The organism is Aliivibrio sifiae (genome assembly GCF_002954705.1).
Lineage (GTDB): Bacteria > Pseudomonadota > Gammaproteobacteria > Enterobacterales > Vibrionaceae > Aliivibrio > Aliivibrio sifiae_A.
Map to the genome: position 1 here is coordinate 469861 of NZ_MSCO01000002.1, position 7753 is coordinate 477613.

General features: G+C 34.2%; 10 protein-coding genes. 6 read left to right on the plus strand and 4 right to left on the minus strand.

Annotated features, from left to right (window positions below; genetic code table 11):
- Nucleotides 1-5: 5 nt before the first annotated feature.
- Nucleotides 6-296 (minus strand): type II toxin-antitoxin system RelE/ParE family toxin, encoded by a 291-nt coding sequence (locus tag BTO22_RS13055; protein ID WP_045103942.1) that lies wholly within the window; start codon nucleotides 294-296, stop codon nucleotides 6-8.
- The gene (locus tag BTO22_RS13060; RefSeq protein WP_045103941.1) at nucleotides 289-510 is read right to left on the minus strand and encodes a TA system antitoxin ParD family protein; all 222 of its coding nucleotides are present in this window, start codon (nucleotides 508-510) and stop codon (nucleotides 289-291) included. Before BTO22_RS13060 ends, BTO22_RS13055 begins: the two co-directional genes overlap by 8 nt.
- Nucleotides 511-767: 257 nt before the next feature.
- Between BTO22_RS13060 and BTO22_RS13070 the strand changes: the two genes are divergently transcribed.
- The 3 genes from BTO22_RS13070 to BTO22_RS13080 all read left to right on the plus strand — a co-directional run bounded on the left by BTO22_RS13070 (nucleotide 768) and on the right by BTO22_RS13080 (nucleotide 3840).
- Nucleotides 768-1385: a hypothetical protein gene (locus tag BTO22_RS13070; protein WP_105055904.1), complete on the plus strand. Its 618-nt coding sequence runs from the start codon at nucleotides 768-770 to the stop codon at nucleotides 1383-1385.
- A 4-nt stretch (nucleotides 1386-1389) separates the two neighbouring features.
- Nucleotides 1390-2421: a Kiwa anti-phage protein KwaB-like domain-containing protein gene (locus BTO22_RS13075; RefSeq protein WP_105055905.1), complete on the plus strand. Its 1032-nt coding sequence runs from the start codon at nucleotides 1390-1392 to the stop codon at nucleotides 2419-2421.
- 822 nt (nucleotides 2422-3243) lie between these two features.
- Nucleotides 3244-3840, plus strand: coding sequence for a hypothetical protein (locus tag BTO22_RS13080; protein ID WP_105055906.1), 597 nt, complete (start codon nucleotides 3244-3246; stop codon nucleotides 3838-3840).
- 723 nt (nucleotides 3841-4563) lie between these two features.
- Here the strand turns inward: BTO22_RS13080 and BTO22_RS13090 are convergent.
- Entirely contained in the window at nucleotides 4564-4854 is a 291-nt protein-coding gene (locus BTO22_RS13090; RefSeq protein ID WP_105055907.1) for a hypothetical protein, read from the minus strand.
- Between the two features lie 246 nt (nucleotides 4855-5100).
- Between BTO22_RS13090 and BTO22_RS13095 the strand changes: the two genes are divergently transcribed.
- The 3 genes from BTO22_RS13095 (at nucleotide 5101) to BTO22_RS13105 (ending at nucleotide 7047) form a co-directional block, all read left to right on the plus strand.
- On the plus strand, nucleotides 5101-5988 hold the full coding sequence (locus BTO22_RS13095) for a hypothetical protein (RefSeq protein ID WP_105055908.1): 888 nt from the start codon (nucleotides 5101-5103) through the stop codon (nucleotides 5986-5988).
- 142 nt (nucleotides 5989-6130) lie between these two features.
- Nucleotides 6131-6319, plus strand: a complete 189-nt coding sequence (locus tag BTO22_RS13100; RefSeq protein WP_105055909.1) for a hypothetical protein — start codon at nucleotides 6131-6133, stop codon at nucleotides 6317-6319.
- Nucleotides 6316-7047, plus strand: a complete 732-nt coding sequence (locus BTO22_RS13105) for an FRG domain-containing protein (protein WP_105055910.1) — start codon at nucleotides 6316-6318, stop codon at nucleotides 7045-7047. The genes BTO22_RS13100 and BTO22_RS13105 overlap by 4 nt, the downstream gene beginning before the upstream one ends.
- 296 nt (nucleotides 7048-7343) lie before the next feature.
- Here BTO22_RS13105 and BTO22_RS13110 read toward each other — a convergent pair whose 3' ends face one another.
- On the minus strand, nucleotides 7344-7505 hold the full coding sequence (locus BTO22_RS13110) for a hypothetical protein (RefSeq protein ID WP_258132586.1): 162 nt from the start codon (nucleotides 7503-7505) through the stop codon (nucleotides 7344-7346).
- Between the last annotated feature and the right edge of the window lie 248 nt (nucleotides 7506-7753).

Below are 7753 nucleotides of genomic sequence, written 5' to 3' on the forward strand. Positions count from 1 at the left end.
ATGGCTCAGAAGATATTTTTAACATCACGGTAAAAATTTTCATGAGATCCTAATGCCATTAGCTCAAGGGTGACCGTGCCATCTTCGTAACTGTAACCAAGTAGTGTTAATTGCTTAACCATTTTGAATTTATGGACACGTAAAAACGACAAGTCACCTTTCTTCTGCTCTCCTAATAATGGCTCTTTCATTAATTCTTTAATTGCATTATCAAGATCCGTCTTTTGATTTTTATGTAACTTTTTTACTGCTTTCTTAAATGTAGGTGTCTGTAAAATTTGAGTTATATTAGCCAAAACTATAGCTCTCCAATTTTCCTGCTTCTTTTTCAGCTTTGGCAATAATTGCTTGTTTTACAAACTCATATGATAGTTCTGGGTTATCTTCCATCATTTCACCGATTTTAGCCCAATGTTCAATTTGTTTTGGTGCGGTGCGACTGAATGCTTTAGCCATAATAGTAGCTTTTTGCACAAGGTCTTGGTCTAATCTGATGCTTGCTGTAGCCATTTTAAGTATCCTATTTAAAGTTAATTTTCATTATTGTAGTATATTGCCACGGTTGTCGCAAGTTGCGCCATAACAATCGCATCAACACGATTTGCTACATTCGGCATTCTAGATTCTCTTTGGGTTTACCGCATTAAGTGGTAAATTTAGGCTTAATCTGCATGGTAGCAAACGTGTTATGCAGGCGTTATACGTTTTTATAGTCAACTCTCAACTTATTGATATATAATATGGACAGTTCATAACGGATTAGAATAATGATAACAACAAGATCTCAAGAGACTAGCGTAAAATTATGGGTAGAGTTATTTATCTTTATTACCTCTTATTATCCGCTTTTTTTGATACTTTTTATTCGTGATATAGGTTCATTAACTGCTACTGTTCCTTTTGGGCTTCCAAGTTGGGATGTAAATGTTAGCTATTGGGCTTTATTTGGGATAACTATTTCATCTTTTTGTACTCTGTTTACAGGGCAAATTATGAGATCATTATTTACGAAATCAGAAGGCGCTGATGAAATACTCATAACAAAAGTTAAAGCAGTAAGAGGGGATATGATTAATTATACTCTTCCTTTTCTTATTGGACTTTTTGCATTTGACTATAAAAGTTGGCAATCAATTTTATCATTAATTATTTTTTTAGTGTTTATGTTCGCTTTTTCTAGGAAGGATAAAATAATTCTTTTAAATCCAATGTTTCTTTTAATGGGGATTCGACTTTATGACATCGATTATAAAAAAATTGGTCAACCAAATAAAGAAATTAGCGCAAATGCGCTATGTATGGGTATAGCTACAGCATCTAACAAAAAAGTAAGTTTTCTAGAAAACTCTGGTATCAATTTTATTTCAGCATTAGTTAGCAGGTAACAATATGACACAAAATCAATCGAATACTGCGGAAGAGATCCAAGAAGAGATCCAGCAACAACTCGATCAGGCTAGTTTAGTCGCATCATTAAATGAGCTTCAAGCAATTGATTTATCGAATGCTACAGTCAATGTATGGATTGTTGACGTTAAGGTATCAAATAAAACCAAGCGTTTTGGCGCTGTAAAAAACCTTAAAATCCATTCGGATTATAAGGAGCATTTTAAACAATATGTTATTCAATGTATTGAAGGCAATGAACATATTGAAGAGCTTAAGCTAATCACAACAAATCAAGATAATCGATTTTTTTATGTTGAATCGAGCGCTACTGATTTGAAGCAACTAAAAACTATGGTTGAAAGTGGGGAGTTAGAAACGATCACACAAGAATCTGAATTAAATAGCTACAATGCATATGCAATTCAGTTAACTTTTGGTGAGCCAGAGGAAAGTATTTTTGCATTCCGTTATATTAAAGGAGCTTGGTCATTAAATAATACTTCTAACAAGAGTTTAAAACCAAGCTATTTTGATAACCAATTAGTAATGGAAATAGATCAAACACCAAAATTTGAAATAACGCCTTATATTGATTTTATCCAGTACAAATCGGGGGTTTTTATCGCTAACTTGACGCAATTTGAAACTGCTATGAATTTTCAAGCTCGCCTTAAAGAGAAAAAAGTTGAAGCTATTGAAGCCTTGGGAAGTAGTGCTGCAATGAATTCACAAGAATCATCAAAATTAACAACTATAATTGGCGATGATAAGCGTTTAATGCGTCAGTTAGCATCTGTATTTGAGAAAGAATTTTTTACAAATGATATTTGGTTACGTAAGTTACGTGAAGCAGCAACAGATGCCGGTAATTGGAAAATTAAGTTTGACGGCAGCGGTAAGATTCTTGTTGAAGACAGTAAAGAGTATGTTAAAGAACTTTTAATCCTACTTCAAAATAAACGTGTAAAAACTGTTGTCGATGGGCTTATGTTTGATGTCGATGGAGAACTAATTGCGATCTCTGAAAGCTAAAAACGTATAACAAATACATCAACACGATTTGCTACACTCGGCGTTGTCAGTTTGTCTTTAGTTTCAGTGATTAAGGCGTTAAAATTCAGCTAGGTCTGTATCGTAGCAAACGTGTTATGCAGGCGTTATGTTTCTGGTTGGGATCATAACGATTCAAGCAAATAACGTTTTTATTGATACAAACGTCAAACTGAGTCCAGCTAAAGAATAGTAAATATTTAATCCGTCTAGACTCATAATTATATGTGGGAAAACACCAGATATAATCAATATTATCCCCATTGGAAATGAACTGGCAGCTAAAGCATAGCTAATTAATTTTTCAAGAGTAACTAGACTTAAGTCACTCCGATAACGAAATAAACAGAGGATACATCCAAAGAATGCAGATATCACCGATGCACTATTTACCAAAACACTCAAAGACATAATTACTCCCAACCAGAATGTAATCTTAAAATTTGTCCAAAAAAAAACCTGCCTCTGATTACTCCATAGGAGAAGACCAGAGGCAGGTTCTTTTACATAAAATATGTAAATGATTGCCAAGACGAAAGCACTCGTGCTCGTGTTTCAGTATTACTGAGAAATTAATGTGTCTATAAACAATCCTTAAAAATTAACTTCTAATAGAATACCATAAAAGAAAAGTTATACAAATATGATAAGAATAAACATAACAAATGCATCAACACGATTTGCTACATTCGGCATTCTAGGTTTCTTTGAGTTTATCGTGTTAAGTGGTAAATTTGGGCTTAATCTGCATGGTAGCAAACGTGTTATGCAGGCGTTATATCAATCAAAGGAATGGTTAATTTTATGTTGCAAGAAGTAGTGTTTCAATTTGGTGGTTTTAGTGTTTTTTTAGTTGGCTTGAGTGCTTGGTTAGGTAAAATATGGGCGACTCGAATCCAACAGAATGAAGCGACAAAATTAAAAGAAGATTTAGAATCGAAACTAAATCATCTGAAAGCTAGCTTAGAAAGTAAAACGCATATTAGTAAATTGCAATATGAGTATGAATTTGAGCGCTATATCAAGTTGTGGACTTTAGCTAACTCATTTCCAAATGATATTGATAGATCAAAGGAACATTATTGTGAACCTGTTTCTTTTCTGGATAATACCCTCGATATGTTAGAAAAACGTCACCGTGAATTTGTTGATTATTCTAATGGGCAGTATCCGTTTATTTATGAAGACGTTTTCAATTCCTGCATCATATGCTGTAGGTCAATTAACGAATTAAGACACAAATTGAACGATTTACATGCTAAAGCTAAGAGTTCAAAAATAGAGAAGGCAGATATATATAGAGAGCTGGATTTGTTTTGTATAAATTATGTTCAGCTTGGTCAGCAGGTTGCAGTATCAATAAAGAAAAGAAATAGTTCTTTACTCGTAGTTGGGGATTGATATAACAAATGCATCAACACGATTTGCTACACTCGGTATTGTCAGTTTGCCTTTAGTTTCAGTGATTAAGGCGTTAAAATTCAGCTAAGTCTGCATGATAGCAAACGTGTTATGCAGGCGTTGTGCGTACTGAGTCCGAAATTTTTTGCACGGTTCATCAATAGGATCGTGGCTTTCGTAGTTTCGGCTTAGTAAGCGTAAATTTTTTCTTTGTTGCCTTTTGGTTTTCATTTCATCAGGTTCGGCAAATTACCCCTTATTTCCCTAAGTTCAAGCGTTTCAGAAGCTAATTTACGCTTCAATTGTTCTTTGGTTATGCCTCATTTTATTCTGCATCAGTGTTTTCCTCTCTGCATTTTCAATCCCAGTTGTGGCAAGGACATTTGGTTTATCAGTTCCAAATCTGCTGAAACCAAGTCGTTCAAATGGTGTGAAAATTGTATCTGTTTTCCATTTACTTTATCTCGCAATTTAAGAACATTTTGTTCGCTTAATTACTACCGGTAAATTAGAATCAGGGCTTAGAAAATCTTGGCAGGGCAGTTCTTTACCAAGTTGGCCAAGTCGATAGTAAGCACGCACAACAATCGCATCAACACGATTTATTACATTCGGCGTTCTGGGTTTGTCTTAGTTTTAGTGATTAAGGCGGTAAAATTCAGGTTGGTCTGCATGGTAATAAACGTGTTATGCCAGCGTTATGCGGGTGTTTTAGTTCAATGTTTAGGCTTCAATAAAACTATCAATATTATAAAAAAATAGGGCTCCAAAGATAGCTATAGTTACAACGTAACCAATGGAAAGGGTAATTCCATATGATATTGAGTAGTTTTGTTTATTTTGGTTTTCTACAACCTTATCTTCGTCAAACGCTTGCACGAAATTAACGGAAAATTTAGTTGGTAGTGGTTGAATGGACAATTTTCCAATACTTAAAATTGAAATAATTAAGTGTCCAATTTTATATGCAAATGGATTCCCTAAAATGATAATTAAATGAGCAATAGCATCCATTCCGTTCTCTTAGTTTTGTGCAAATTTTAAGTATCGTAACCGTTTTTGGTTAATGTAACTGTGGGTAGTATCTTGGTTCCACACAATTAATTTTATTTGTGCCGCATAACAAAGCAATCAACACGATTTATTACATTCGGCGTTGTAGGTTTGTCTTTGGTTTCAGTGTTTAAGGCGGTAAAATTTAGCTAAGTCGTTGCAGTAATAAACGTGTTATTGCGGCGTTATGACTAAAGGGTAATTTAAATGTATGTAGTTTCATCAGATATCCATAGAAGAAAAGGTTGTGATATACAGCATGAATTGAAGAGTGCTGTAGATTGGGTTTGCAATGATTTAAATTTAAGAATTGAAAATACAAGATTACAACAATATTTTAATTATTTCGATGGTAAAAAGAAACTTGAAAGTAAGGACGATTATAAAAAATATCAACTTACAGGTAGGGAAATTGAGGATTTGCTATTAATTTATCAGGCATTCAAATTAACCGAGAGTCAGAATGTTAAAGAAAAAATAAAAAAAATCATATCGGGCAAATATTATCGATTTGAAGCTTCTAAACAAAATGATGACCCGTCAAGAGATTTTCTTCATGAGCTTTCGATGGCTGCTAGATTAATGAACGCAGGAATGAAAGTAAATATCACAGGTGTATGTGATATTGTCATTGAGCATCTGAAATATACGATTTTTATCGAATGTAAACGAATAAAATCAGAACAACAACTTTTCAAAAGGTTTAAGGGTGCTGAAAAACAAATTAAAAACAGAATTGGTACTAATTCAAGATATAAATATGCGTATATAACACTTGATATCACTGATTTAATTGTCACAAGTGACAAGATTTTAAGGTTCTCTGAATTTACCGAGTTAACGCGAGATCTTTATCATAAACTTGATGTTTTTGTTACGAAGCATAAGGATTCAATGCGTGATTATCTTGGGCGTGAAACAATTGGTGTTGTATTTTGTGTAAATGGTGCTGGGATAATTCAATCAACGGGAAGTGGCGATGAAATCATAATGAATTGTACCGTTATGCATGGCCTCGGTTGTGAGAGAAATATAAAAAAAGCATTTTATCTTAATGATTATATATTTAAAGCATTGTGTCAGAAAAAGTCATAACAAATGCATCAACACGATTTACTACACTCGGCATCTCAGGTTGCCGGGTGTTTCTCGTTTTAAGGCGTCAATTTTAAGTATAATTGCATAGTAGCAAACGTGTTATGCAGGCGTTATGCGTTTTTTTGATTAGGATGAAAGTATGCAATACCCAACATTCGATTTTAGGCAATGGTATCAAACTGATTTAGATACCATGGAGCAAGTTGAAAGATTTTTGTTAAATAAACAACCCGATGGTGAGTTATTTTATCGTGGAATGGCGAATTATGAATTTGTATGTATATCGACATTTTATCGTTACTTCATTTCTAGTCGTGAATTGATATGAGTGATGTTGATGTTGGCTTCAATTCAATGGTTTCTTTGCCTAACATCGATATGGATGAATACAAATCTCTATCATTCCAAATTTTAGATGACTTCTATGATAATTTACTTAATTTAGGTTCAAAAGAAGTACCTTTCGAAACCGTCGCATATTTAGCTCAACATTATGGTTTGCCGACAGATTTAATTGATTTCAGCTATGACCCTAAGGTTGCATTGTATTTTGCATGCTGTGAAATGGAAGGAGATGACTGTAGTGTATATATGTTTGATATTTATGCTCGCGTTAAAGAAATGATGGATATTTATGAATCAGGACGCGTCGGTTTTTTGAGAAACCCTGACCGAACAATTATGAATGCAACTGAACGCGAAATGCATGCAAAAAATATGTGTACAACTTTAGACCGTAATGGTTTATCGACGGTCACACCAATAATTAATTTTGGTGATATTAAATATGCGCAGCGGATACTAAATCAAAAAGGTGCTTTTATATATCATAGAGATGCCGTTCCTATGGATCAATTAATGTATACAGCATCAACCCATACAGATTATCAAGGGCGTAGAGTTTACAAAATAGCTAGTGCTTTAAAAGCTGACATTCTAAAAAAATTAGACGAAGAATATGGAATAAATAAGCAATTTATTTATCCTAATGTTGAGCTAAATTTAAATATCATAGAGACAGCGGTTCAGAAAACAAAAGTTAAGTTTGGATTGTAATCCACGCATAACAAATGCATCAACACGATTTACTACACTCGGCAATCTCAGTTTGCCGAGTGTTTCTCGTTTTAGGGCGTCAATTTTAAGTATAATAGTTTGGTAGTAAACGTGTTATGCAGGCGTTGTGCGTACTGAGTCCGAAATTTTTTGCACGGTTCATCAAAAGGATCGCGGCTTTCGTAGTTTCGGCTTAGTAAGCGTGAATTTCTTCTTTGTTTCCTTTTGGTTTTCATTTCATCAGGTTCGGCAAATTAGCCCTTATTTTCCTAAGTTCAGGCGTTTCAGAAGCTATTTTACGCTTCAATTGTTCTTTGGTTATGCCTCATTTTAGTCTTCATCAGTGTTTTCCTCGCAGCATTTTCAATCCAAATTGTGGCGAGTGTATTTAGTTTTTCAGTTTCAAACTTGCTGAAACCAAACCGTTCAAATGGCGTATGAAATGTATCTGTTTCCATTAACTTTATCTCGCATTTTAAGAACATTTTGTTCGCTTAATTGGCATCGGTAAATTAAAATCAAGGCTTAAAAAATGTTGGCAGGGCAGTTCTTTATCAAGCTAGCCAAGCCGAAAGTAAGCACGCACAACAATCGCATCAACACGATTTATTACATTCGGCGTTCTGGGTTTGCCTTGGGTTTCGTGATTAAGGCGGTTAAATTCAGGTTGGTTTGCATGGTAATAAACGTGTTATGCCAGCGTTAT